Below are 24658 nucleotides of genomic sequence, written 5' to 3' on the forward strand. Positions count from 1 at the left end.
AAGAGAAGGAGGGGCCCATGGCATTCAAATCTACTGGCATGCCAACTCTCCTTCGAGGTCAACGGGCATAAAAAAAGACCGTCACAACTTGCGAACCTCTTACCATAAGGATAAGAGGTAGCAATGACGGTCAATGTGCCTGATTGATAGGAGAAGCTCGTACTGCACATACAGACGTCAGAAGCCTGCTGTATCCCCAATACGAACCTTATAGCGGATTATTGAGCGACAGCGGTTGCCGCTACATCGACCACATTGACAGTGATCTTTGGCTCTAACTGAGACGCAATCTTTACGGAAACAGAAAATGTCCCCAATGAACGGATTGGTTCAGGAAGATCAATAACGCGGCGATCAACAGTAACATTTTCAGCATCGCGCAGCGCCGAGGCAATATCCTGGCTCGTAATTGAACCATAGAGACGACCCTGGGTACCGACTTTAGCCTTAAAGGTTAATGCGACCTGAGCCAGACGCTCGGCAAGTTGATGGTTCACTTCTGCTTGCTTGTCCAATTTACGCTGTTCAGCAGCAATACGCTGTGTACGGTTGGCGATCAAGCCTGGGGTTGCTCCTGCAGCCAGATGGCGCGGCAAGAGGTAGTTACGGGCATAACCATTGGCAACCTCTTTAAGATCACCAGCTTTTCCCAAACCATCAACGTCTTGTAAAAGAATAACTTTCATTATTAGCTCCTCATAGAGGGGGGCGAAAACCCGACTTCCTCCTCACGCAATTATACGCATGGAAGTATACACCTTGAGTTAAACTATCGCAAGTCTCTAAAGGACCAGACCTGCTATTTCCTATCCCCCCCTTTTTAGCTCAAAGGTATTGCAATATCTTCGCATAAAGATAGTCAGAGTACTAGGAAAAAATAACGCAAAATAAGCGATGTGTTGCAGCCACTACGCATCTCACCTATAATGACAGGTATCAGCACTGGTATTATTTGACACGAGAACGTATCTTTTGCAAAGGGATTATCATGAATATCGAAGGCACCTATACAGTACAGGCGAGATCGCATGAAGTCTGGCGCTATCTGACAGACCCAGAGTTACTCAACCAGACCGCACCTGGCATTACAAGCGTTTCATCGGTCGACGAACATACACATACAATTACCATTTTTATAGATAACGCTCCGTTTAAAGGTTCCCATCAAGGCCAGATAACGCTTTCAGAGTTGCAATATCCTTATCATTATCGTCTGTCGCTCTCAAGCGAGGGCGCATTGAATTTACAGGGAGTAGGCAGCATCCATCTGCACGAGCGGGATGGTAAAACAATTATTGCCTATAAAGGAGCACTGACCGCTAAAACAACCGCACTCTGGTCGCCTGCTTTGGTCAAAGGAGCCGCCAAACTTTTCATTCAGCAGTACTTTCACGCCCTGGCAGATCATTTACGGATGCTACCAGGCGCGCAATCAGTCCCTGATACCCAGACGACCAGCTCGACGGTATCGCAACCAGCAGGGGAGATCACTATTGTCCCACATGCACATGCAGACAATAATGAAGAAGAGTTGCTACCAGATACAGTCTCAGCAAAAGTTGTACACCTGCTCCACCTCGGGGCTGCGAATACAGAGGAACAAGTACGCTGGGAACGTCGGCTACGTCGCACCAGTACGATCACAGGCCTGCTGGTACTTGTCTGGATCGGCACAAAGCTGCCCAGACGGCGCGGATAAAGTACCCCCAGAGTGTAGCCACAGCTTATGCATCAATGATTGAGCGTAAGCGCGATTTCCAACCGTTATCATCATCATCAGATGACGACTGCGACTGCGCATTCTCGACCACCCAGCTACGAGTACCATCAGCGGCACGCGTCGGTGCTGGACGAGGTTGGCGCAGTTCTTTTGTAGTCAAGTTATGCACTGCGGTCTGCGCAGCCTTCCGTACATCCAACACAGGATCACTGAGAAGTGCAGTGATAGGTTCCAATGCTGACTTGATACCCAGACGCCCCAGGGCACGCACCGCGGCGGCACGCTCATCAGAGGTCGGTGCCTGAAGCAGCAACAGCAAGTCACTGGATAATTGTGTCAGGGCCAGATCAGCAATCAGACGTAATAATCGATTACGCCGCATAGGATGCTGCACAGAGACTAACGCAGCCCGACAATCAGCAGCGACCTGTGCTCGATTATGAATTTGCCCCTGGTTCCTGGCCTCTATCACCGCCATTTCGGGTGAGAGGGTTGAATTGCCACGCAAGAAGGGTTCGATCCAACGCGCAACCGCATCAGTCTGCCCATTTGCCTCATGCAATTGTAGGATTATATGGTAGTGGGTGTCCAACCAATAGTAGAGTTCCAGGGTAACTTCAGCATCACGTGCCGCGTACGCTATCATGGCAGGCGGCAAAGGACGGCGTGTCCAATCTGTACGCTGCAAACTTTTATCCAGATGGTAACCAAACGCTCTTTGTAACATAGCCGCCAACGACGACTCATGCTGACCAAAAATCGAACGGCAGGTAGCCTCTAAATCATAGTAGTGCGCTACCTGTAAACCGCGTTCTGCCATCACACGCATATCCGCTCCCGCCCCATGCAGTAACACAGCGATATCTGGATTGCCAAAAACCTCCATCAAAGGTGAGAGATCCTGCAAACGTAAGGCATCCACAATAAAACAATGATTTTCAATTGCGATTTGTAAGAGAGCGAGACGAGGAATATTAGAAACGCTATCGTTCTGTGTACGGGCGCGCACCTGGGTAAACTCTGCATCAACGGCAACAACCCCAGACTGCTTGAGCAAATTGACAGCATTCAAAAGCTGTGCCGGACGATCAACCCAAAAACGCTCCCCCCGTAGAGGAAGCTTGCCTAATGGAGGTGTAGGGCCCAGGTAATCACGTACATTTTCCAGGTTCTCTAAATCTGTTAATGGTGCATTATCACTCAATGAATTGCCATTCTGACTTTTAAAACCATCTTAGACATGGTGTGTACTCTACACTATACCATAATTTGCACTGTTAGTCCAGTTACAACACCATAACAAAGCAGATATAATACAAAATATGTACAAATGACGCAAAAATGATACTATAGCTAGTATAGACTTATCCGAGCCAGAAGAGCTGAAATCTCTTCCCAAATAGTATGACGAAATTTCCTTCTGATCCTCAAAACTCGTCAGCAAACCGCCTGATTGGCAAGGATTTTTGCGAAACACTAAAATATATCGGCGGGTGGCTTGACACGCGTAAGGACAAACATATATAATTGCGGCACATTGCCACATTTGGAAAGAAATATGTCAGACGCGACAAAAAGAACCGACTTTATCCTGCAAGAACTTATGACCAATGGGAGAGTCCTGGCCGAAGACTTAAGTCAAAGCCTGCAGGTTAATTCCTCCACGATACGACGCGACCTGGAAAAACTAGAGCGACAGAACTTGCTCCGCCGTGTCCATGGAGGCGCTATACCCATGGATAGTTTGTCATACAGTACCTATGCAGAAGATTTAACCTTTCAAAAGAATATGAGTAAGCTGACCGATGAGAAGAATCGGATAGCGCAAGAAGCGTTGCGCCTGATTCAGCCCGGCGATACGCTTGCGCTATCCCCAGGTACGACCACAACGCATCTGGCACGTCATATTCGCCGCGCCCAGATTCCTAATCTAACAGTGGTGACCAATGCGGTCAATATCGCCATGGAACTGGCCCAGGTTCCAGGTCTGACGCTCACGCTGACCGGTGGCTTCCTGCTCCCCGACTTTTTCGCGCTGGTTGGCCCGATGGCGGAACAAAGCTTAAGCCAGATGTTTGTCGCCAAAGCATTTATCGGTGTCACGGGAATCAGTCCTAAATATGGTCTGACAGGCCCTAATCAGCTTGAAGCGTTAACTCACCGTGTCACAATCCAACGGTCGCAACAGACTATCGTGCTGGCTGATCATACAAAATTGGGCAATGTAGCACTGCATACCATCGCACCGATCACAGCTATCTATAGCTTGATTACCGATAGTGACGCCTCTCCTGAGATACTGGCAGCGTTTGAAGAAGCCTCAGTTCGTGTCACAAAAGTCTGATTCTTCCGCTACCTTTTGCTCACCATAAGCAGAGAAAAAACGCTATCCAGTCAGCCCGGACCCCTCCTCATCTCTCGTTACCTGCGCCAATTTTGTTTACAAATTTGTGATATTATCCAGATAATCTAAACTGATCTGAAAGTGTTTCAAATCAGGCTGGAGCAGATACAACGCCGCATATCTACTCTTTTGCGCATTTTTTAGCGTAAATTTTTGCACGAATGCGCATTGACTTTACACGTTTTGCGCAGTATACTTGTATCAGGCGATCATTAAAGATGAAAAAAATCGCTGGAGGATTAGGAACGTGAAAGTACTGGTGCCCGGTGGGGCTGGTTATATTGGTTCACATACAGTTCGTGAACTCATTGCTCGTAAACACGAAGTCGTAGTGCTGGACTCACTCGAAAATGGCAATCAGGCTTCCTTGCTTGGTGTGCCACTGATTCAAGGCAATATTAATGATGCCGCATTGCTGGATCAAATTTTTAGCACAGAGAAACCTGACGCGGTCATCCATTTTGCTGCCTATAAGGCTCCTGGGGAGTCAATGAGCCAGCCAGCAAAATATTTCCATAACAATGTAGCTGGTACGCTGACTTTATTAGAAGCCATGCAACGTCACGATTGCCGCTACATCATTTTCTCCTCAAGCTGTTCGGTCTTTGGCACCCCCAAATCACTGCCAGTAACAGAAGATGCTCTCTTTGGACCTGAAAGCGTCTATGGAGAGACAAAGCTGATGGTAGAGACCATCTTGCGCTGGTTTGATAAAACTACCAATCTGCGCTCAACCAGCCTGCGTTATTTCAATGCTTCCGGCGCTTCGCTGGACAATCAGATTGGCGAAGATTGGAAGATCACCGCTAATCTGATCCCATTGGTGATGAAAGCAGCTTTAGGCAAAACCGCAGCCGTCAAAGTCTTCGGTACTGATTACCCGACACCCGATGGCACTGCGATCCGGGATTATATCCATGTCGTAGATCTGGCTATTGCCCATGTTAAAGCCCTGGAATCCCTGGCGCGCACCAATGTCAGCACGGCCTACAATCTGGGTACGGGCGTTGGTAGTAGCGTGAAAGAGGTAGTTGATACCGCCAAACGCATCAGCGGCGTAGATTTCCGGGTCGATCTTGAGCCACGACGTGCTGGAGATCCAGTTGCGATCTGGGCAGATAGCAGCAAAGCACAAAAGGAATTGGACTGGAAGCCACAATATCAGCTCGAAGATATTGTCCGCACCGCCTGGCAATGGCATAGCACACATCCCAATAGTTATACAGAGGAGCAATAATGAGCGAAACATCTCTTCCCCAAAACACAAAATGGGAAGAGCGCTGGCACCCACTCCGCGAGGAGTGGGTGGTCATCGCAGCCCATCGGCAAAATCGTCCCTGGATTGGTGAGACTGTATCATTTAAGGAAGACAAGATTCCTGCTTATCAGGCTGATTGTTACCTCTGTCCCGGCAATGATCGCGTCTCTGGAACGCATAATCCCAACTATAAAAGTATTTATGTCTTTGATAATGATCACCCCTGTGTTGGCCCGGACGCGCCAGCCCATCCACCAGTGCCCGATTCTCCCTATCGCACACGATCGGCCCAGGGTATCGCCCGCGTGATCTGCTACAGTCCCTATCATAATTTGACGCTGGCGGAAATGCCAACGCGCAACATTGAAGAGGTAATTGGTGTCTGGCAAGCTCAGACCAAAGACTTGAGCCAGGTAGACGGTGTCAAACACCTGCTCTTCTTTGAGAATAAAGGTGAAGTAGTCGGCGTATCCAATCCCCATCCGCATGGGCAAATCTATGCTACTAACTTTGTCTTTAAGACTATTGAGGTTGAATTAGCGGCCAGCCAGCGCTACCTCAATGAGACAGGACGCCCGCTCTTCTATTCGATTATCGTCGCCGAGCAGGAGGCGGAACAACGCATTCTCTATGAGGATGACTATAGTATTGCCTTTGTTCCCTACTTCGCACGCTATGCCTATGAGGTCTATATAGCCCCGAAACGTCGCGTTGCCCATGTGTCGGATTTAGAGGCCCATGAAGTCGCCTCGCTGGCTCAAGCCCTCAAAAATGTGACTGTACGCTTCGACAATCTCTGGAAAATGTCTTTCCCCTATGTTATGGTACTTCATCAAGCTCCAATCGATGGAGAATATCATCCCTATCACTTCTATATTGCGTTCCATCCCCCATTACGCCAGCCCAGCAGATTGAAATATCTGGCAGGACCAGAAATTGGTGGTGGCAACTTTATTAGCGATACATTACCTGAAGAAAAGGCTGCCGAACTACTTCAACAATCGACCATCCATTATCGAGAACAAAGGTGAGATTATGATTCGCGCTGTCAATGATCTTTTACTGGCTATTCGTCAGATTCACGAAGCGATCCGTACAGAAGTTGTCGCCACGACTGAACAGAACTCGCTCAGTTCGTTAAGTGAAGTCGTCGCGGAACAGGCAGGCGATACAATCTTTGCGATCGATCGCGTTTCGGAAGAGGTTCTGCTGCAGCATTTTGCGCAATTAAGCAAGCGCTGGTCATTTATCCTGGTGGCTGAGGGAGTAGGAGAAGATGGAATACAGGTCTTTCCACCTACCATCGATCCCACACAGGCTGAACTGATTATTATCATTGATCCCATTGATGGGACTCGTGGTCTGATGTATCAGAAACGGGCAGCATGGATTCTTACCGGCGTGGCGGTCAATCATGGAGATGCCACCAATCTCTCGCATATCGAACTGGCAGTCCAGACTGAGATTCCATTGGTCAAGCAACATTTATGCGATAGCCTGTGGGCGATTGCCGGTCAGGATGCGCAGGGAGAACGCTATAATCGCATTACAGGCGAGCGTACAGTCCTTGTCCCTCAGCCATCGCAGGCACATACCATCGCGCAGGGCTACGGCAATATTTCCCGCTTCTTCCCTGGCACACGAGCCGAGCTGGCGACGATTGATGATGAATTGATTGAGCGCACCCTGGGACCGATCAAGGAAGGGCAGACGCAAGCTTTCGAGGACCAATATATCTGTAGCGGCGGTCAACTCTATGAATTGATGATGGGACATGATCGCTGGATCGCCGATATCCGTCCGTTGATGGAAACATACTTGAATAAACGTGGACGTGCATCGGGCCTCTACTGCCATCCCTATGATCTCTGTACCGAGCTGATTGCACGCCAACTGGGTATCATTGTGACAGACGAATATGGTCAACAACTGGCGGCACCGTTAGATGTCACGACCGGTATCTCCTGGATTGGTTATGCAAATCATGCTATTCAAGAACAAATAGCGCCCACCCTGACAGCATTATTGGAACAACATGGCTTACTCAAACCGGCACTCTAACTATCTCAATCATCCAATATCCCCAGGTGGACAGGAAAAGGAGTCAGCTCCCAATGTGGCACTATCATCACCCGACGCAGGGCCAGACCGAAGCAGATATCGAGCGTTTTCTAACGCATCTCAATACGCAAAACACTACCTTCTTTCACGCGGATACCCCCCTACTGGTCGCGCGCGCACCAGGACGCCTGGATCTCATGGGAGGGATTGCCGATTACTCTGGATCACTGGTCCTGGAAATGCCTCTTGCGGTCGCGACAATTGCCGCGGTACAGTTCGTTAGCGATCCCACAATTACAGTCTGTAGCACCGCTGCCAGCGAGATTGTTGGCAATGCGACTGTGAGCGTGCCTCTATCCGCACTTGCTCCAAATGGAACTGCGCTGAGCTATCCAGCAGCCCAGAGATTACTGACAGAGCAGCCCGCTAACGCCTGGGCGGCTTATGTGATCGGTGTCCTTGTGGTCCTACAACGCGAGCACCAGTTGAAGCTGCAACAAGGATTGCGCATCATGGTACATTGCGAAGTGCCCATCGGTAAAGGTGTCAGTTCTTCAGCAGCCCTCGAAGTTGCGGTCATGCAGGCACTTAATGATCTCTACCAGCTTCATTTAAGCGGACGAGAGAGCGCCATCCTGTGCCAAAAAGTAGAAAATTTGATTGTCGGCGCGCCCTGCGGTGTCATGGATCAGATGACCTCGGCCTGCGGTGAAAGTGATAGTTTACTGGCCCTGCTGTGCCAACCAGCCGAACTCCAGGGAACTGTTCCCCTGCCGGATGACGTAGAAATCTGGGGTATTGATTCGGGCGTACGTCATACAGTAGCCGGGGCGGATTATGGCTCTGTCCGCGTGGGCGCGTTCATGGGCTATCGGATTATCGCCGATCTATTGGAATTACAGGTGACGCAAGAACAAAGTCAAGCCTATCTCAACATCTCCGATCCCTACTGGCAGGGCTATCTGGCAAATATCCCCCCATCTATCTGGGAAACGACCTATCGTGATCAGATACCTCTAACGCTGGATGGAGCAGCCTTCTTAGAGCGCTACGGTGGCACGACCGATACCGTCACGACCATCCATCCACATACCGTCTATGCGGTGCGCCAACCAACGGCTCATCCCATTTATGAGCATCATCGAGTGCAACTCTTCCGTGCACTCCTGCAACAAAATCCAACCAGTGACGATCAGCTCCGTTTGCTCGGCGAGTTGATGTATCAATCGCATGTCAGCTATAGCGCCTGTGGGCTGGGCTCAGCGGGTACAAATCGTCTCGTTGAACTGGTTCGTCAGGCAGATCCAGCCGCGCATCTCTATGGGGCGAAAATCACAGGAGGAGGTAGCGGCGGTACGGTTGCGATCCTGGCGCGCAAGCATGCAGACGAGCGTATCCATGCACTGGCAGAGCAGTATGAGCGCGAAACAGGCTTACATACCACGCTACTACGCGGCTCATCACACGGTGCCTATACCTGGGGCACGATCCAACTCACCTAAATACGGAGAACCACGAAGGGATTTGTAGGTGCGGCCCGACGTTTTTCTTTATCATTCCTCTTATTGAAGCGGTATTGCCCGTGAAGGGTAGCTACTACGACGAGGGGGTTTGCGCCATCAGAGTTTTGATGAGTACCTCTGCGATCTTGAATATTCATTACTCACATGGTACACTGAGCCCGCCTACCTGTTATACGGCAATCATCTCAAAACAGAGAATAGAAGGTGACCTGATGCTGAACGAGATTTTAGCGCATAACCAACAGTTTCTCCAGAATACTACGCTTCCCCATGTAGGACATGCTCCCCGTAAACAAACAGCCATCGTAACCTGTATGGATTGTCGGCTGGTAAATATGTTTGAGCCAGCACTTGGGCTGGAACGCGGCGACGTGCTCGAATTACGGACCGCCGGTGCGACTATCTCTACTCCCGAACGAGCGGGAGCCGCCAATGATCTGATCAGGTCGCTGGCCGGTGGCGTCTATTTGCTTGGTGTACGCGAAATCATAGTCGTAGGTCATACCGAATGCGGCCTCTCCAAGGTTAATCCTACGGCCCTGACCGCTACCATGCAGGCATTAGGGGTTGACCCCCAGCAGTTGATCGAGCAGGAACACTTGTCCGGCATCGAGGGATTGGTTGAGTGGATTGGAGCTTTCTCTGATGTGCATTTGAATGTACAGGAGGTTGTTCATGTGATTCGCACCAGTCCATTTCTGCCCACACTCCCTGTCTATGGCCTGGTGATAGACATCAATACCGGCAAACTTACCGTGGTTGATGATGGCAAGCCAGGGCGGGCAGAATAAAATTAGGATGTGATACAATGCGGGTAATCGTTGACACCTATGTCATGAGTACCCAGGCTTATTTCCAGGAGCCCGTACCCCAGATTGCTGCAATCTGTGTTCGTACGTGCTCTTTGTTATGTCTATGCCATACTGATCGGCTCCAGTCCCAGGAGCATGTCACGCGGAGAAAGGACCTCTATTACGAATGGCGACTAAAACACCAATTACAGTAGCCCACGGCGATGGTATCGGACCAGAGATTATGGATGCAACGCTCCATATTATTGAAGCTGCCGGCGCACAAATTGAGCCCGAGACGATTGAAGTCGGCGAAAAGGTATATCTACGTGGCATCAGCGCTGGCATGGAGCCGAGCGCATGGGAATCATTGCGCCGAACCAGAGTTTTCCTCAAGGCCCCCATTACTACACCTCAAGGTGGTGGCTATAAGAGTTTAAACGTTACCACACGTGTTACCTTTGGCCTCTATGCCAATGTACGCCCCTCCGTCGCCTATTATCCTTTTGTCGATACCAAACATCCCAATATGGATGTCGTTATTATTCGTGAGAACGAAGAGGATACCTATACCGGTATCGAGTATCGCCAGACGACCGACATGATGGAGACCCTGAAACTGATCAGTCATCCAGGCTCCGAAAGAATCATTCGTTACGCCTTTGAATATGCACGCACCAACAATCGCAAAAAAGTGACCTGCTTCATGAAAGACAATATCATGAAGATTACCGATGGTCTCTTCCACAAAGTCTTTGATGAGGTTGCCAAAGAATATCCAGACATCGAGAATGAAAGCTGGATCGTGGATATCGGTGCCGCTAAGATGGCTGATACCCCTGAAGCCTTTGATGTCATTGTGATGCCCAATCTCTATGGCGATATCCTCTCAGACGTTGCGGCCCAGATCGCTGGCTCTGTGGGCCTGGCAGGCTCAGCCAACATCGGAGAAAACTTCGCGATGTTCGAAGCTATCCATGGTTCCGCTCCCCGTCGCGCTGGACAAAATGTAGCCAATCCCTCCGGCCTCCTGCTCGGTGCTATACTGATGCTGGTACATATCGATCAGCCTGATGTTGCCACTAAAGTCCACAATGCCTGGCTACGCACGATTGAAGATGGGGTTCATACCTATGATATCTATGTCGAAGGCGTAAGCAAGCAAAAAGTGGGCACAAAAGAGTTCGCCGAAGCGGTTATCGCTCGCCTGGGACAGGAGCCACAGACGCTTAAAGCAGTCCACTACAGTTCCGCACCAAAACAGGCCAAACAGAAAAAAGCTGATTTAGCGCGTGCCACAGAGAAAAAAGAACTGGTAGGCGTCGATGTCTTCCTGGATTGGAAGGCTGGCACAGCTGATGCGCTGGGTGAGGCTTTACAGCGCCTCAATGGCGATGGCTTAACCTTGCGCCTGATCAGTAACCGTGGTGCCCGCGTATGGCCGAATGGGATGCCTGAGACCTTTACGACGGATCACTGGCGCTCCCGCTTCCTCAGCGAGGAACCCATTACCCATAATCAGATCACCGCATTATTGCAGCGTTTCAGCGAAAATGGCTTTGACTTCATCAAAATTGAGAATCTCTACAATTTTGATGGCAAGCCTGGCTATTCAGCCGTTTCCGGCTCATAAGCGCCTGAACTGGCAAGAGCATATCAGAGTGAAGAAGCACTGGAGCCTGAGAACCCATGTAGCAGCCACCCTTCCAGAGAGAGTGGAATCGGACACACACCTCGTCCCGAAGACGCGCCTGAGAGCGCTGAAGGCACGGGTCACGGGGTTGCATCTCACTATGGTGCATGTTGCTCGTTTGACTCCACCGCAGAACGGTGGCTGCTACGTGGGTTTTCAATTCCTCCTCTACGTATGAGAATTGGAAAGCCTGGGAGACTGGCATTCTTGATGAGACAGAATAGCATAGTATGCTACAATAGTAGTATAAGAGAATGCGTCGTTTTCTATGATGTTCTAAAGAAAATGGGACTATGATCTATTCTTTTCATACAACTACTGGCGGCAAGCACGACAGGGGATTGGCTACCTTGTGCTTATCTATATTACTGCTACTCTGTACTGCCTGTGGTGGGACAGGAAGCTCCAGCCATGTATCAACAACAACTCCGATTGGTACGCAACCGGTCTCAAGTACACAGATTCAGTCTCGATCTATTGTCTATGTGGCAATTGGAGCTTCGGATGCGGTGGGCGTCGGAAGCAATCAACCTGGCTCACAGGGCTATGTTCCATTGATCACCGACCACCTCAGCCACGACTCACATACGCTCAATCTCGGCATCAGTGGTATTAAAATTCATGCCGCATTACAACAGGAGCTTCCGCTGGCACTCAGTACCAATCCACAATTAATCACCATCTGGTTGGTTACGAATGACTTTATCGGCGGTGTTCCTTATGCCAGCTATATGCAGGATCTCAATACTCTCCTCAACCAGCTTCGTACAAGTACGCAGGCGCGTATTGTGATGGCAAACTTGCCCGATGTTACACGTCTTCCATTGCTAGCCCATCTGGACGCCACGAAAAAGGCCGCGCTCCAGCATGAGGTGCAACGTTGGAATGCCCAGATTGCGATTCTGGCCCACCAATATCATGTCACGCTGGTTGATCTCAGCGCGCACAACAGCCAGATTACAGCCCATCCTGAATATATCAGTGGGGATGGTTTTCATCCCAGTGCCGCTGGCTATGTTCAACTGGCGAATTTTTTCTGGTCCGCGATAAAAAGTTAAGCTTGCCAGAAGACACAAAAAAAGATGGCTCACGTCGATTGCGCGAGCCATCCCAGGCATCAAAAGCTATTGCTTGTCGATAGAAGCCTGAATATCGTTCTCACCCTCAATAGTAAATACCAGGCGCTCACAGACGTTGGTACAATGATCCGCCACACGCTCCAGCTTATGAGCAATCCACAATAGATACGTCGCACGCTGCAATGCTTTAGAATCATTCTGTAAGGCGGGAATCGCATGGGCTCCCGCCATCATGGCCATCAGATCGTGCCGCACCAGATGATACCGTACATCCACGACATCATCTTCTTCCCAGATATAATGGGCCGCCTTGATATCGCGCTCTGCAAAAGCCTTCATCGTGCCCTTTAAGACGCGACGAGCTTCATAACCCAGATCGAGCAAGCCACGCATGACCGAGGCTTCAGTAATTTGTGCATCACCCGCACCGGCAGTTAAACTGGTATCACCAGCATTGCTGCGTAAAGGAACCATGCGCAAGAGCAACTGCGCAATACCCGCAGCACCATCACCAGTTCGCTCAAGATCGCCAGCAATCGCCAGGGCAGAAGTGAGATAGCGCAGATCACGGCCACCCAGCGGCTGTTGCAATGTCAACAGACGGATAGCATGTTCTTCAACTGTTTTACGTAACATATCTATCGTTGAGTCAGCTTCGATAACAACACCTGCCTGCGCCAAATCCCCAGTGGAAAGAGCCTCCAAAGCTTTTTCCAGGGCCTCATCGACGAGGGAACCCAGCTGCTGAATCTGAGAGTCTAACTCATGCAATTCTTTATCTAATGTTGACCTTGTCATTCAACACACCTCTTCACCTTTTCAGTTTTCGTTGGTCGCTATTCCGCCCAGCGTTTCCACAGTGTATTCAGGCTATCTCTTATTCGCGAATCTATAAGCATCGCTATACAGTAAAACAAGTATAAGAAATATTTAAAAACGTAAGCCTGCCTTTCCACACCAAACAAAGTGTAACATATTGGACACAGGAAAGATAGAGTCATAGTCTAATTGCACGTTCTATTCCTTAAGGATTGGTTGATCAAATAGATTACAAGCGGTCTGCTCTAACTTTTGCTCTATATATCTGATGCCAGGCATCCCAATGCATGCCCGGCAAAAATGCAACCAATATAGAGATGCCTTTGTTTGTCGAAAGAATACAGCTGACAGCAAAAATTGACAGCTATTCTTAGCACATGCTACAGTAGCATAGAGGTTCCATCCAACAGGCAGGCAGGCAGGCAGAAGAAAAAGGAACAAGAACCATGTCAACGAAAAGACTACTTGGCATCTTTGCCCATCCCGATGACGAGGGACTTATCAGCGGCGCTTTGCTGAAATATCAGGCACTCGGTGTCGAAACAGGCCTGGTTTACGCAACACGCGGGGAAGTTGGTGAAACATCCGATCCCGACTCCGTGCTGGCGACGCCAAATAACCTTGGCGAGATACGCGAAGAAGAGATGCGTGCAGCCGCTGAGGTACTGCATGTACCACACCTGTGGTTCCTCGGATATCGCGACTCTGGTATGTCAGGCACGCCAGCGAATGAACATACAGATGCGTTTATGAACGCCTCAGCGGCCGAGGCAATCGGTAAATTGGTCGGTATTATTCGCGCATTCCAGCCACAGGTCATTATCAGTTTCGACGAATCAGGTGGCTATGGTCATCCCGATCATATCACTATTTATAAGTATACAATAGGAGCCTTTCACGCTGCTGCGGATGCAGACCTTTATCCAGAAATGGGTCTGGCATATTCCGCTGCCAAGCTTTATTATGCCTCTTATTCGCGTCGCCAGGTGATGATGATGTCTGAATGGATTCAAGATCAGGCTTTTGATAATGTTTTCAAAAATTTGGACTTAGAACATACTGGTTTTGATGATAATCAAATTAATGTCTTATTGGATGTAGAACACTGGCAAGATGAGAAAAAGCACTCCTGGGAAATGCACCAGAGCAAGGTAGACGCAGTCCTCCCTATTCTGCGGCTTCCACGCGAACTCCAACGGAAATGGCGTAGCACCGAATATTTCCAACTGGCAACCTCACGCGTAGGCAATGATGTAGTTGGCGAAAATGACTTATTTGCCCATGTCCCATAGCATTATGTTAGCCTTCATTTTGTGGTGCCAACGTGCGGAGGATGCAATTCCCTGACGGGGTTTTAGGGACTGTACCCTAACTTCCTCCCTCCACCCAATAGCGGGCAATCATCAAAGGAAGTTTGGCTGAAAAAATGTCAGACTCCCATCCCCATCAGGATCTTACTGCTTGACTTGCTGGCAGGCGCTTGCGCGCCTACGCCCTTTTTATTGTGTGATGTCAGAAAAGTTCTTCGAACTTTTCTGACATCACACAATAAAAAGATGTTTGAGCACCGCAGGTGCGAAAACTCATGCACAGAGACCGTGGAGACCACGGGAGGCTGACACTCTCTGAGTACTAACACTAAAAAGAAGTATGTGCGATCATTTCTATTTGTAGTGAAATGATATTCTACTATCGCTTGCCTAATTTGGCGAGAAAAGCCCCTTTCAACATCGAAACTTCTTCTACTTTTAAGAAGATAACCAGCGCAAAATAGGCGGCGGTAGCAATACCGCCGGCGATGATAACCGTCGCGGCACTGCCAATAATGCTTGAGAGCGAGAAGAAGGAGAAGTGTGCCAGGGCGAGCTGTAACAACCACGCAATCACTACCATAACAGCAGTCGCCAGGAGAATTTTAAGCAGCGCAGGGACTATTCCACGCAGATGAAGCGAACCAATCGTCTTCCATAAGATAAGGATGAGCACCAGCGGATGTAAGATATTCTGGACGCTATTCGCCAGGGGCAGGGCTGGCATGCCCATGGTTTGCCACAAAGGCAGAGCAACGGCGAGATAGCCCAGCACACTTACGAGCAGTACTGCCACTGGAATGATAGTATTTTTTCGGGCATAAAAGGCTGCGATGAGGAGCTGATCAATGGCAACAAAGGGCAATTGATAACTGTAATTTTGTAGGGCGCTCGCAGTCACTACGACCTGAGCAGGCGAAAATTTTCCATGCAGGAAGACGAGTGCAATGATCGGCATCTTTAAGATGATCAAGCCAGCCGCCGCGGGAATCATGAGCAGTAAACCCAGGCGAAAACCTAATAATAAGGTAGCCTTGAAACGCTCCAGATCGTTTTCTCGGATGTGGGTTGTCAGGGTGGGTAAGACGGCGAAAGATAACGCTGACGCCACCAGGCCGCCCGGAAATTGAATGAGTAAAGTCGCAAAACCCATAGCTGAGAAGTTGACTTCACCACAATTGCTAGTATGCTGCATGACCGCTGCACAGGGTGTACGTGTGGCAAGATTCTGATCCAAAAAAGCAATCACTGAGGTCAGGAAGAAACTAAACGCCACTGGTGCATACAATTTCAAAATACGGCGTAGCGCGGGATGCTTCAAATCAAGGACAAACATATAGCGCAAATGCTGGTTGCGCATCCCTGGAATGAGCATGGCAACCTCGCCAAAGGTACCAACAACCACACCAAGCGCCAGGCCATATTGACCAAGGCCGAAGAATTGCTTGCCAGCTAAACCAGTAAAAACCGCTCCTAGAATAATACCTGCATGATAGGCTGCCGCCGCAAAAGTGGTCCAACCAAATTCTTTTTGCGCATACAAAGCTCCTTGCAGAACCGCAAAGGGTCCAAGCGCCAGCAATGAGAAGAAGACGATACGCGTATATTTGAGGGTGAGTAGCTTATCATCGGCAGAAAAACCTGGCGCTAGCACACTATTGGTAAACCAGGGAGCAATAAAGAAATAACCAATAGAAGCACATATCATAATCAAAAAGATAAGATTGACCAGGGTAAAGACCAACCGCCGCAAGTCTTCACGCCGTTCAGCATAATCATTGAAGGTGGGAATTAAGGCGGCCTGGACCGAACCATTGACCAGAAAATCATTGAACTTCTGTGCTGGCGAGAGTGCGGCCTGAAATGAACCTGCCATACTGGCACCGGTTGAAGCGACAAAGCTCTGCCGTACCATACCTAACAGGCTACTGCCTAGATTCCCCATCGCTACCAGGAGTGCCGATTTTACCAGTTCTCTCGGTTCACTTGTCACTGCCTGCGCCTGCGCAGGTGCTTCAATCTGGGATATTTCTTCATCAGTTGCGGGCAGCTCGGCTGACGCTTCATCTGATGTAGATGGGATGTCAGGCGTAGCGGGCGTATCACTCTCGACTTCTATAACTTCCATAAGAACTTCTCCACCTGTGTTTTGACCACCCAGGGTGGTAGGAAGTGCTTCAATTGATGTTTCTTTGTGCTCAGATTGAGATGATAGTGTTTCTTTTACTTCCTCTTCTTCGATAGAATCTTTTGCCATGAACAATCCGCTCCTCTATGGATCAGGACATACACCAGATGCCTTTTGACTCCACTTTATTTGGTTTTTTTCTCAGAGGTTGCCAGTTCTCTTTTTGCCGCCTTCGGCGGGAGAATAAGAGGGATGGGATGGGGACACCCCATTCCCCGGCAGTGGGACTGCCGTCCCCTGCCCTCCCTGCTCCTAGGGTAAATGTTTGATCTTTGTGATTAATTCGGTTGTGGAGTGATGAGGCTCATAGGCAATTAAACGGACAGCGCCGCCATAGGCAAAGACATGTTGTGCCTCGGGCAGGCGTGTCAGATCTGGTTGATCGCCGTGAGCCCCCATATAATCCGCGCCTTTGACATAGATCGCTGGCTGGAGCAGATCCACTAAAGGGGATGCGGTTGCCTCCGGGAAGATGGTGACATAATCAATACATTGCAGGGCAGCCATAATTTCAGCTCGCTCGTTCTCAGGTACCAATGGACGAGTTGGACCTTTTAAGCGTGTGACGCTCTCATCATTATTCAGGCCCAGTATCAGAAAATTCCCCAATGCTCGGGCGGCCTGGAGATAGCGTACATGGCCAAGATGTATCAGGTCAAAACAGCCGTTGGTAAAAACACAGCGTTCGCCAGCTTGCTGGCGGCGACGCACTTCAGATGTCAGTTCAGCACGTTGCAAGATTTTCTGGCGTGTTCCAGGTGACACATTATTCATGTAAAATTCCCATCAATTCTGCCGGTGTATTGCTCGCGCAGCCCATACGGCGTACAACCATGGCCGCCGCCGCGTTCGCAAGATATGCCGCTTCAGACATACTGGCTCCCGCCGTCAAGGCAAGGGTAAAGGTAGCGGCGACGGTATCACCCGCCCCATTGGTATCAACAATCTCACTGGTAAAGGGCCAGGGATGCAGCGGCAAATGGAGCGGCGGCTTGTTCACCTCAAATAAGCTCATCCCCTCACTACCACGGGTAATCAACACGCCCTGCGCCTGGCTTCCCTCTAACAAACGTTCACCAGCCTGATTTAAATCCTGTTCAGTCACAATTGTCATGCCCAGCGTTAGCTCAGCCTCGGGTTGATTGGGGGTCAGGGCCGTCACACCCTGGAAGCGAAAAAGGGAACCATGGGCATCCACGACAACCACTTTATTGAGCGCACGCGCCGCTGGCACACAAATCTCGATAATCTCAGGACTGATCATACCACTTTCATAATCGGAAAGCACAACCGCATCAATCTGTGGCAAGGCTTGCTCTATATAACGAATGATCTGACCCTTGCAGGGTTCCTCAATATCCGAAGTATTCACACGATCCAGGCGCACAATGTGCTGCTGCACAATCTGTGAACTGCCAGCCAGAACGCGTGTCTTGGTAGAGGTTGAGCGTTGCGCATCAGAGATCACCCCATCCTGGTTCATATGCAGTGCCTGAATGGCCTGGCGCAATTTATGACCAGGAATATCATCGCCGACCACGCCAGCGAGAAAGACTTCAGAGCCAAGAGAATTAGCATTGATAGCGACATTACACGCGCCACCCGGAACGGTACGTTCCTCGGTAAGGTCCAAAATCAGGACCGGGGCTTCGCGCGATATACGAGTAGGATTGCCAATTAAATATTCATCAGCCACCATATCCCCAATGACCAGCACACGCTTGCCCGCAAACGCTCGAATCAATGCGCCAAGGCGCGTGGCGGAAGGGAATGAGGTAGGAACATTAAGCGTCATATAACTTATGCCCTTTCAATACAACTTGTAATGCAAATTGTGGGAGAGCCAGCATCCTGCGCCAGCGCCATGGCTCTCGATAGAGCCGATACAGCCATTCCAGTCCCAATTGTTGTAGCCAACGGGGAGCACGGCGTTGCCGTCCGGTTAAAAAATCAAAGGAGCCACCAACCCCCATCGCCACAGCGACAGGCAGGCGTGAAAGATTGCGTTGAATCCAGAGATCCTGGGCAGGAGCGCCATAGGCCACACAGAGCACATCAGCCTGAGACGTACGAATACGCTCAATAATCTCATCTTCTTCAGCAGGCGCGGGAGAACCAGCATAGGTACCAGCAATCATGAGCCCTGGTGCCAGATTCAGCAGGCGCTGCGCAGCCTCCTCAGCGATCCCTGGCGCGGCCCCCAATAAATAGAGGCGATAGCTATGGGAAGCACACAGATGGGCAAGATCAACCAGAGTATCGACACCAGTCACACGTTCGGGGGTTGGTTGCCGTAAATAACGCGCCGCCAACACAATGCCGATGCCATCCGCCATTACCAGGGCAGCCTGATTAATACATTGGCGGAACAGCGTATTACGTTGTGCCGCCATAACAAACTCAGGATTTACGGTAATGATTTGCTGACAGGGCAGGGGGTCCTGACTGCTACGAGCCAGGGCGATGATGTGTTCTAAAGAAGCAACAACCTGACGTCGAGTCAAACGATCTACGCGTACGCCAAGTACATAGACTGATGGTGGTACAGTGAACGGTAATGTATTAAACATGTGTACCATAAATTTACCAATGAATTATTTCTTTTTCAAATGCAGAGATAACCACATCGGGTCGAGTCTCTTCTATATAACGACGGATATGTTCGAGCACTTCGCCAGAGTGCTGGTCACTGTTACTCACGTGGCTCACTCCGATTTTCGCGCTTTGCCAGAGATCATTATCTCCCACTTCGGCAATTGCGATCTCGAACTGATTACGCACGCGCGCCATGACGGATTTGATAATCTGCCGTTTATCCTTTAATGAGTGACAATCAGGCAAATGTAATGTTATTTCAGCTGCAGCTATAACCATGCGTGTAGTATAGCATATGGAAGATCGTATTTTCTCTGATACTTGACCTATGGCCTATAAGGAAAAACAAACAGCCCTCACGGTAGACTCGACGCCTTTCGCTAACTCTGATACAATCCTTGATAAAGACAATGTGATAGACAGCGAGGGGATACAACTATGCTAGGAACCAGTCCACAGGGTGATCGTGCGAAATTACCGATGCAAGGCATTCCTCAACCTACACGCGAAGAAGTGATGAAACTTCCCCGTGTCCACATCTCCACTCATCCGGTGATGGCCCATAAAATGACCTTACTGCGTAACAAGAACACACCAACGCCACAATTTTATCAATTGGTACAGGAGATCGGTGCCTTGCTGGCTTATGAGGCTACGGCTTCGCTGACACTTGAGAAATGCTCGATTGAGACACCACTACAACCGATGGCGGGCTATTCCCTGGCGGGTGGTATTGGCGTTACCCCTATTTTACGCGCGGGCCTGGGACTGGCCGAGGGCTTCCGACAGGTCATTCCAGATGTACAGGTCTGGCACCTGGGATTGCGCCGCGATGAAGAGACGTTGAAGGCGTTGGAATATTACAATCGCTTGCCACATCATGTCGATCTACAGGTCGTCTATGCGGTAGATCCGATGCTGGCAACCGGCGGTTCCGCAATTGATGCCATTAATATCCTGAAACGCCGGGGCATTCCACGCCTTTCTTACCTTGGTATTATCGCGGCTCCCTATGGTTTGATGCGACTGTCACAGGCCCATCCCGATATCAATATTTATGTGGCCGCCCTCGATGAGGCGCTCAATGATAATGGTTATATCATTCCTGGTCTGGGAGATGCGGGAGATCGCCAGTTCGGCACCTTCTAAATACTAACAATAGCTCATTTGCAGATGTAAAGGATTAACTTCTGTGTCTACGCCATCAGATTCATTTCCGTCTGAGGATTATAACGCCGAAAGCAAACAAACGCCGGAGAATGCACCTGTTCCATTCTCCAACACCATACCAGGAGCTGAAACTGCAAGCCCGATGCCCAACGCTCAATCGATTCTCCCTGCTGAAGCATCAGTCAATCAGTCAGCACCCGGCGCGCCATCCCAACCGGATAGTACTACCACAACGTCATTGCCGCCAGAGGCTCAAGGAGAGGCAAATGGTGGCCCACTTGGTTGCTGCCTCGGGACCATGGTCGGCTTGCTCTTGAGCTTAAGCGTGGCAGTGCTTGGTCGCTTTTATGCCAGCCCTCTCGCCAGCGTGTTCCAGAGCAATCTGAGCACCATCATTCGTATTTTTATGGTCATCATTGCTATGATTGCGGTTATCGTCTGTGGCTATTTTGGCTGGAAGATCGGGAAACGCCTGTATCGCGAATATGACGATCCACGGGTTAAGAAACACCATCCCCGCAAACGCTAATCTGTGACACTTCCCTATTCAGAGCAAGCAAGCGCTATTCAGCTTGTTTGCTTGCTCTGAATAGAGCTTTCCAATACTCTTCTATGCAGCAGCCTTCAACAACGGACAGAAGCCAATGTAGATGCCCCCGTTCATGATTTTTGACAAAGGAAAAGGGAAAATCATCTACGTGGATGGGGAAACCACCGTAAACGGGTGGATGGCGGCTACGGCTTTTTTACACCGTGACAGGGTCCATGATTGAAACGCCTATCCACCTGCTCACGTACCTAATATATATTTAGTGCTTGAACTTGTTAAAAGAAGGAAGTAGCAGTATGCCTCAAGATGCCACACCATTATTTAAGCAGATCCTAGATGAAAAAAACATACTCATTGTAGAGGATGATACTGATATCGGGGAATTCATTGTGCATGCGATTGAACAAGAAACAGACTATCATGCAACCCTGGCGATCGATGCCTTCAAAGCCTTACGGAGCATCCAAACAACAAAACCAGATATGCTGCTGCTCGATTATCAATTGCCCGGTATGGATGGTCTTGAGCTCTATCATCTTCTCCATACCACTGAAGAACTCGAAGATACCCCTGTCCTCTTTATGAGTGCCAATTTCACAGAAAAAGAACTGGATATCTTACGTCTACCCTATATCGAGAAACCATTCGAGTTAGACGATCTACTCCAAACAATTAGCAGACTGATTGAGAAATAATCTTCCTCATGATTTGAAAAAGCGGTGCCACATATATACATAGAGCACAATCGATTATTCAAGCATCCTGAATCCATCCAATAAGCAGTACCACAGGTATAGAAAATCAGGATTTGTATACCCGTGTACTCTTTTTTTTCTTCCATTCGTTCCTACTTTACGCTACTCCTGGAGCCACTATTCATGATATATAACCACTCATTTTGTTACTATAAGAAGCAGTTTGAAACAGCGCGTTAATTCGCTCCTACCAAAATGGTCAGTAAGAAGCAAGAAAGTACTAGATTCCCTTTATCACTTTTAAGAAGGAGAGTATGATAGAGAGGGATACAGAAAAGAGCGAAGGCAGGGATGAGCGTCATCCATATATCTGGGAGTTTATGTATGACACAGAGCAATGTTCATCACGGAAGAACAGAGTAACAAAGGAAGAAAGAAGGAAGGGCGGCAATGAATAGTCCGGCTCTCTCAAACGATATGAGTGAACTTTATTCATCGATTTTTACATGGAAGCATATGCCTGAGCAGAATGATGTGATTGATCCCGATATTCCAGAAACGGCCCTCTATGCATATGAACAGGCGATCAGTTTGACTCCTCGCCAGGCAGTTCTGTACTACCATAAGGGTCAGGTCTTAGAGCAGTTGGGAAGAAAGACAGAGGCCCAGACGGCCTACGCAGAGGCACGCAATCTGGGCCATTGCTGCTAACCCAAAAAAACGGCATTTCTCCCTATTTTAAGCACCACGCAAATGGAGCGATGAGAGACGCGAACGGAGCGTATTGGAAATCTCTACCAGGCTGTTGGTTGATTGCTGCATATCATGCATATGGCGGGTGACATCGCCCGTCATACGCAAAATTTCGGAGATCGCTGTAACCACGAGTTGCGATCCTTGCATCTGGTTGCCAGCCGTTGAACAGATGCCGTCAATGAGCTGAGTTAACTGATCAGTCACAATTCCAACCGCATCCAGAGCGACGCCAGTCTGCATTACCAGTTCCGTTTGCTTGACTACTTCCTGGGTGCTCTGCTCAACACCCTGGGATGCTTTGGTCGTTTCCTGCTGAATGGTGCGAATATATTCACCTACTTTACGTGCCGCCTCGGTACTACTGGTCGCGAGCGCACGGACCTCTTGCGCAATGACGGTAAAGCCTCGTCCATGCTCACCGGCACGTGTCGCTTCAATGGCTGCGTTCAAAGCCAGTAAATGCATACGCATCGTCAAGTCATTCATCACCAGGACGGTCTCATTGATTTCCTGGCCGCTCTCACTCAATTTCTTCATCATGCGCGCCGATTGCAGCGTCGCATCTCGCACAATGCCCATACCTTCCACGGTACGATCGACCGTCGTCTGGGCCTCACGCGTCACATCCACGCCATCAATAGCTGTTTTGGAGAGATTGGCCGCCTGCTTCGAGATCGTATGCATCCTCTGGGCAAAATCTTCAATGGTACGCGAGATTTGATGTACTTGTAGTTCTTGCTGATGGGTATCCTGGAATAGCAGTTCCGTATTACGTTGTACATTCTGCATATGCTCATCGACAACCTGCGTCATCGTCTGCATCTCGTATAAAATAGTGCTGATCTGATCAATGGTTGAGTTCAGCGCAGTGGTGATGGGCTGCAAGCGAGGATGCTGTGAAGTGATGCGAACTTGCATATCACCCTGGGCCAGGAGCGCGATATCTTTACTTAAAACAGCGATACCGTCTTCCAGAGCGAGACGTTCTGCTTCACGTTCCTGAAATTTACGCGCATTCTCGATGGCTATCGCGGCCTTGCTGGCAAATAGCTCTGCCATCTCAATAGTATCTTCGGTGGGAACCAGGCCATCCGCAGGATCATCCAAAGAAATACAACCGATCATTTCCTGCTTATTGGACCAATACAAAGGGATGATGAGGACATCCTCGGGATGCCATTGTCCTGGCCGATAGACTTTTCCCTCGGAACTTCTTACCGTTACAAAGCTTACCTCGGCAAGTTCATCTTCATGCCCATGAGGGATAAAGAAGCTCTGGCTGATACGGAACTCGGGACGTAACATATTCAGAATTACACTAAGAGAATTAGGGTTTTCACGCAACTTGCGCCAGAGTTCTGCGGGGAGACCTGTTGCAGCTGCTGCATGTAGCATCGATCCACTTTGATCTAGAAGATTGATACAGACAAGCTTGAAACCGGTACAGGCCGCGGTTGAGTTGACAATTTGTTGTAAAACCTCATCCAGGCTTAAATCCGCACGGAGCACGCCACACAGTCTCACCAACTCTTTCACCTGTTGCACATGGCTATCCTTTACCGTTGATACAGGAGAATTGGAACCTGGTTGCTGATTATTCTTCTCTGCCTCTGCATCCTCCTGGGAAACAGATACGTTACTTGCTACTTCACGTCTCAAGAAATAATCATTCACGGGTCGTTTTATAAATACGCGCACAGCAGAATGATTACTTTGCGGTTTCCGTTCTGACATAACTTTTGCGCCTTTATCTCGTAGAAGAACAGCAATATTGCTTTACGCAGAATAACATATGTAATCGGGATCAACAAGTAGCAACCGCCCTTTACGGGTGGAGGAACATTGCAACCTCGCTCCAAAGCCGCACCAGAACAGGCCGGAAGGAGAGCTGGGGGCGAGAGGGTCGTTCCTCTCCACCCGTAAGAACTTATCCGAAAACCTACAAGGAGGAAACGCGATCACATTGTTGAAAGCAAATGAGCGCACAAGCCAAGCACAACAAGGTCTGATAGGAACGCGGGCGCTTCTCCCAGCGGATCAGCAGAC

Annotated in this window: 23 protein-coding genes; 14 read left to right on the plus strand and 9 right to left on the minus strand. The window is 49.4% G+C overall.

Going from position 1 to position 24658, the window contains the following annotated elements:
- Nucleotides 1-218: 218 nt before the first annotated feature.
- On the minus strand, nt 219-686 hold the full coding sequence (rplI, locus tag F1593_RS13080; protein ID WP_149402014.1) for a 50S ribosomal protein L9: 468 nt from the start codon (nt 684-686) through the stop codon (nt 219-221).
- Between the two features lie 302 nt (nt 687-988).
- On the opposite strand from rplI, the gene F1593_RS13085 reads away from it, so the two are divergent.
- Nucleotides 989-1699, plus strand: a complete 711-nt coding sequence (locus F1593_RS13085; RefSeq protein WP_149402015.1) for an SRPBCC family protein — start codon at nt 989-991, stop codon at nt 1697-1699.
- A gap of 25 nt (nt 1700-1724) precedes the next feature.
- On the opposite strand, the gene F1593_RS13090 is transcribed toward F1593_RS13085, so the two are convergent.
- A complete protein-coding gene (locus F1593_RS13090) occupies nt 1725-2924 on the minus strand; it encodes a HEAT repeat domain-containing protein (protein WP_149402016.1) in 1200 nt (399 codons plus the stop codon).
- A gap of 354 nt (nt 2925-3278) precedes the next feature.
- Between F1593_RS13090 and F1593_RS13095 the strand changes: the two genes are divergently transcribed.
- From F1593_RS13095 to F1593_RS13130, 8 genes are all read left to right on the plus strand, one after another.
- Nucleotides 3279-4064 carry a DeoR/GlpR family DNA-binding transcription regulator gene (locus F1593_RS13095; protein WP_149402017.1) on the plus strand — a complete coding sequence of 262 codons (786 nt, stop codon included), beginning with the start codon at nt 3279-3281 and terminating at the stop codon, nt 4062-4064.
- A 307-nt stretch (nt 4065-4371) separates the two neighbouring features.
- The gene (gene galE / locus F1593_RS13100) at nt 4372-5361 is read left to right on the plus strand and encodes a UDP-glucose 4-epimerase GalE (protein WP_149402018.1); all 990 of its coding nucleotides are present in this window, start codon (nt 4372-4374) and stop codon (nt 5359-5361) included.
- Nucleotides 5361-6413: a galactose-1-phosphate uridylyltransferase gene (gene galT, locus F1593_RS13105; RefSeq protein ID WP_149402019.1), complete on the plus strand. Its 1053-nt coding sequence runs from the start codon at nt 5361-5363 to the stop codon at nt 6411-6413. Before galE ends, galT begins: the two co-directional genes overlap by 1 nt.
- Nucleotides 6414-6417: 4 nt before the next feature.
- Nucleotides 6418-7443, plus strand: a complete 1026-nt coding sequence (locus F1593_RS13110) for an inositol monophosphatase family protein (RefSeq protein WP_149402020.1) — start codon at nt 6418-6420, stop codon at nt 7441-7443.
- A gap of 53 nt (nt 7444-7496) precedes the next feature.
- Nucleotides 7497-8945: a galactokinase gene (locus F1593_RS13115; protein WP_149402021.1), complete on the plus strand. Its 1449-nt coding sequence runs from the start codon at nt 7497-7499 to the stop codon at nt 8943-8945.
- Nucleotides 8946-9178: 233 nt separating this feature from the next.
- Nucleotides 9179-9757: a beta-class carbonic anhydrase gene (locus F1593_RS13120; RefSeq protein WP_172632094.1), complete on the plus strand. Its 579-nt coding sequence runs from the start codon at nt 9179-9181 to the stop codon at nt 9755-9757.
- A gap of 187 nt (nt 9758-9944) precedes the next feature.
- Nucleotides 9945-11390 (plus strand): NADP-dependent isocitrate dehydrogenase, encoded by a 1446-nt coding sequence (locus tag F1593_RS13125; RefSeq protein ID WP_149402023.1) that lies wholly within the window; start codon nt 9945-9947, stop codon nt 11388-11390.
- 353 nt (nt 11391-11743) lie between these two features.
- A complete protein-coding gene (locus F1593_RS13130; protein ID WP_149402024.1) occupies nt 11744-12508 on the plus strand; it encodes an SGNH/GDSL hydrolase family protein in 765 nt (254 codons plus the stop codon).
- Nucleotides 12509-12574: 66 nt separating this feature from the next.
- Here F1593_RS13130 and phoU read toward each other — a convergent pair whose 3' ends face one another.
- Complete coding sequence (phoU, locus tag F1593_RS13135) at nt 12575-13327, minus strand: phosphate signaling complex protein PhoU (RefSeq protein WP_149402025.1); 753 nt, start codon at nt 13325-13327, stop codon at nt 12575-12577.
- 467 nt (nt 13328-13794) lie between these two features.
- Here phoU and F1593_RS13140 point away from each other — a divergent pair, with 467 nt between their 5' ends.
- A complete protein-coding gene (locus F1593_RS13140) occupies nt 13795-14640 on the plus strand; it encodes a PIG-L family deacetylase (protein WP_149402026.1) in 846 nt (281 codons plus the stop codon).
- Nucleotides 14641-15037: 397 nt separating this feature from the next.
- On the opposite strand, the gene murJ is transcribed toward F1593_RS13140, so the two are convergent.
- From murJ to F1593_RS13165, 5 genes are all read right to left on the minus strand, one after another.
- Entirely contained in the window at nt 15038-16915 is a 1878-nt protein-coding gene (murJ, locus tag F1593_RS13145) for a murein biosynthesis integral membrane protein MurJ (protein WP_149402027.1), read from the minus strand.
- 183 nt (nt 16916-17098) lie between these two features.
- Entirely contained in the window at nt 17099-17620 is a 522-nt protein-coding gene (locus F1593_RS13150) for an adenylyltransferase/cytidyltransferase family protein (RefSeq protein ID WP_149402028.1), read from the minus strand.
- Nucleotides 17613-18641 carry a bifunctional heptose 7-phosphate kinase/heptose 1-phosphate adenyltransferase gene (locus tag F1593_RS13155; RefSeq protein WP_149402029.1) on the minus strand — a complete coding sequence of 343 codons (1029 nt, stop codon included), beginning with the start codon at nt 18639-18641 and terminating at the stop codon, nt 17613-17615. The genes F1593_RS13150 and F1593_RS13155 overlap by 8 nt, the downstream gene beginning before the upstream one ends.
- Complete coding sequence (locus F1593_RS13160) at nt 18631-19416, minus strand: WecB/TagA/CpsF family glycosyltransferase (RefSeq protein ID WP_149402030.1); 786 nt, start codon at nt 19414-19416, stop codon at nt 18631-18633. The genes F1593_RS13155 and F1593_RS13160 overlap by 11 nt, the downstream gene beginning before the upstream one ends.
- A gap of 13 nt (nt 19417-19429) precedes the next feature.
- Nucleotides 19430-19720, minus strand: a complete 291-nt coding sequence (locus tag F1593_RS13165; protein WP_149402031.1) for a DUF503 domain-containing protein — start codon at nt 19718-19720, stop codon at nt 19430-19432.
- 201 nt (nt 19721-19921) lie between these two features.
- On the opposite strand from F1593_RS13165, the gene upp reads away from it, so the two are divergent.
- From upp to F1593_RS13185, 4 genes are all read left to right on the plus strand, one after another.
- Nucleotides 19922-20590 carry a uracil phosphoribosyltransferase gene (gene upp, locus F1593_RS13170; protein WP_149402036.1) on the plus strand — a complete coding sequence of 223 codons (669 nt, stop codon included), beginning with the start codon at nt 19922-19924 and terminating at the stop codon, nt 20588-20590.
- Nucleotides 20591-20633: 43 nt separating this feature from the next.
- Nucleotides 20634-21140, plus strand: a complete 507-nt coding sequence (locus F1593_RS13175) for a RodZ family helix-turn-helix domain-containing protein (protein WP_149402032.1) — start codon at nt 20634-20636, stop codon at nt 21138-21140.
- 317 nt (nt 21141-21457) lie between these two features.
- Nucleotides 21458-21856, plus strand: a complete 399-nt coding sequence (locus F1593_RS13180) for a response regulator (RefSeq protein WP_149402033.1) — start codon at nt 21458-21460, stop codon at nt 21854-21856.
- A 450-nt stretch (nt 21857-22306) separates the two neighbouring features.
- Nucleotides 22307-22567 (plus strand): tetratricopeptide repeat protein, encoded by a 261-nt coding sequence (locus tag F1593_RS13185; protein WP_149402034.1) that lies wholly within the window; start codon nt 22307-22309, stop codon nt 22565-22567.
- A gap of 27 nt (nt 22568-22594) precedes the next feature.
- Here the strand turns inward: F1593_RS13185 and F1593_RS13190 are convergent, their stop codons facing one another.
- Nucleotides 22595-24346, minus strand: a complete 1752-nt coding sequence (locus F1593_RS13190; RefSeq protein WP_149402035.1) for a methyl-accepting chemotaxis protein — start codon at nt 24344-24346, stop codon at nt 22595-22597.
- Nucleotides 24347-24658: the final 312 nt, after the last annotated feature.

The organism is Dictyobacter arantiisoli, assembly GCF_008326305.1.
Lineage (GTDB): Bacteria > Chloroflexota > Ktedonobacteria > Ktedonobacterales > Ktedonobacteraceae > Dictyobacter > Dictyobacter arantiisoli.

Coding starts and splice junctions, on each gene's coding strand:
- F1593_RS13120 (WP_172632094.1), top strand. CDS start 9,179: ATGCTGAACGAGATTTTAGCGCATAACCAACAGTTTCTCCAGAATACT.
- F1593_RS13160 (WP_149402030.1), bottom strand. CDS start 19,416: ATGTTTAATACATTACCGTTCACTGTACCACCATCAGTCTATGTACTT.
- F1593_RS13095 (WP_149402017.1), top strand. CDS start 3,279: ATGTCAGACGCGACAAAAAGAACCGACTTTATCCTGCAAGAACTTATG.
- F1593_RS13165 (WP_149402031.1), bottom strand. CDS start 19,720: ATGGTTATAGCTGCAGCTGAAATAACATTACATTTGCCTGATTGTCAC.
- F1593_RS13180 (WP_149402033.1), top strand. CDS start 21,458: ATGCCTCAAGATGCCACACCATTATTTAAGCAGATCCTAGATGAAAAA.
- F1593_RS13085 (WP_149402015.1), top strand. CDS start 989: ATGAATATCGAAGGCACCTATACAGTACAGGCGAGATCGCATGAAGTC.
- F1593_RS13115 (WP_149402021.1), top strand. CDS start 7,497: ATGTGGCACTATCATCACCCGACGCAGGGCCAGACCGAAGCAGATATC.
- F1593_RS13130 (WP_149402024.1), top strand. CDS start 11,744: ATGATCTATTCTTTTCATACAACTACTGGCGGCAAGCACGACAGGGGA.
- F1593_RS13125 (WP_149402023.1), top strand. CDS start 9,945: ATGGCGACTAAAACACCAATTACAGTAGCCCACGGCGATGGTATCGGA.
- murJ (WP_149402027.1), bottom strand. CDS start 16,915: ATGGCAAAAGATTCTATCGAAGAAGAGGAAGTAAAAGAAACACTATCA.
- upp (WP_149402036.1), top strand. CDS start 19,922: ATGCAAGGCATTCCTCAACCTACACGCGAAGAAGTGATGAAACTTCCC.
- galT (WP_149402019.1), top strand. CDS start 5,361: ATGAGCGAAACATCTCTTCCCCAAAACACAAAATGGGAAGAGCGCTGG.
- phoU (WP_149402025.1), bottom strand. CDS start 13,327: ATGACAAGGTCAACATTAGATAAAGAATTGCATGAGTTAGACTCTCAG.
- F1593_RS13185 (WP_149402034.1), top strand. CDS start 22,307: ATGAATAGTCCGGCTCTCTCAAACGATATGAGTGAACTTTATTCATCG.
- F1593_RS13140 (WP_149402026.1), top strand. CDS start 13,795: ATGTCAACGAAAAGACTACTTGGCATCTTTGCCCATCCCGATGACGAG.
- F1593_RS13155 (WP_149402029.1), bottom strand. CDS start 18,641: ATGACGCTTAATGTTCCTACCTCATTCCCTTCCGCCACGCGCCTTGGC.
- F1593_RS13190 (WP_149402035.1), bottom strand. CDS start 24,346: ATGTCAGAACGGAAACCGCAAAGTAATCATTCTGCTGTGCGCGTATTT.
- F1593_RS13110 (WP_149402020.1), top strand. CDS start 6,418: ATGATTCGCGCTGTCAATGATCTTTTACTGGCTATTCGTCAGATTCAC.
- F1593_RS13150 (WP_149402028.1), bottom strand. CDS start 17,620: ATGAATAATGTGTCACCTGGAACACGCCAGAAAATCTTGCAACGTGCT.
- rplI (WP_149402014.1), bottom strand. CDS start 686: ATGAAAGTTATTCTTTTACAAGACGTTGATGGTTTGGGAAAAGCTGGT.